Source organism: Sphingobium sp. VMM (assembly GCF_056790315.1).
The window spans coordinates 1-962 of sequence record NZ_JBXGSI010000062.1 but is presented as its reverse complement, the minus strand read 5'-3'; the positions used below and the strand labels follow the sequence as shown (position 1 = coordinate 962).

The following is a 962-nucleotide window of genomic DNA, read 5'->3' as shown; positions in this document are numbered from 1 at the left end:
TATCGCCACGCGCTGCATGGGCTGGCGGGAATCCGCCATCAACGACTGGATGCGCAATCCCATGTTCTGGACGGTCGAGGATGCCGACAAGCGGCAGAAGGCATCGTCATTGTAAAGTCATCGATGCACACCATATCGTGACTGTCTCTCCCCTCCCCCCCTCGGAGCGGCATCTCCCTGAACTATGGCCCCGCCGTTGAGATTTCTCCGGCGGGGTTACTTTTACAGATCTGGCATGGGTTTCAGTAGGGCCGGTAACAGCAAGCTATGGGACTTTCCCGACCGTCCGGTCCTGAGGGCCGGATCGTTGATTCCGGACATGCGGAGATCGCAAACGAGCCTTCCACGGCGCCAACCATACGGGCACTTCAACTGCCGCTTTTTGACCATCCAAAACCGGCCGCGCTGAGCATGAGTGCAAAAATGGTCACCAAATTGAACGGAGATGCGAACTATTATAAACGCGTCGACCACACTTTCGCACTTGGCTATAAAATAACGCATGTAATTCATATCTATATATAAAAATCGATAATATTAGAGGTTGCAATTTCATTTTTAGTAAAAATTTCATTTCACTTCTGTAGCGAAATTGATTTTAGGATTGACATTTTTCAATTATACCGTGTTTTTGTTGATGCTTAACGTCGCCTGCGACGGAGCTCTCCCCCATTTGGGTGCCGCTTCCTTTCTTGCGCTATCAGCTTCGCCTGCAATTTCGCGGGTGGATTCTCTGTTTTCGTGAAAGGAAACACTCATGCCTATCGGCACCGTAAAATTCTTCAATGCTGACAAGGGCTATGGCTTCCTAGCGCCCGAAGATGGCGGACCGGACAGCTTCGTCCATATTTCTGCTGTCGAGCGCGCGGGAATGATAACGCTGCATAAGGATCAGCGCCTGAGTTACGAAGTCGAAGCAGATCGGAGGGGCAAACAGTCTGCTGTGAACCTTGAGACTGCTT

At 50.7% G+C, this 962-nt stretch carries 1 protein-coding gene; it reads left to right on the top strand.

All coding sequences use genetic code 11. The annotated features are described in order from the left end of the window. Window positions 1-757: 757 nt before the first annotated feature. The coding region (locus ACUCV3_RS27300; RefSeq protein ID WP_010335983.1) for a cold-shock protein at window positions 758-962 on the top strand (205 nt) is incomplete at its 3' end.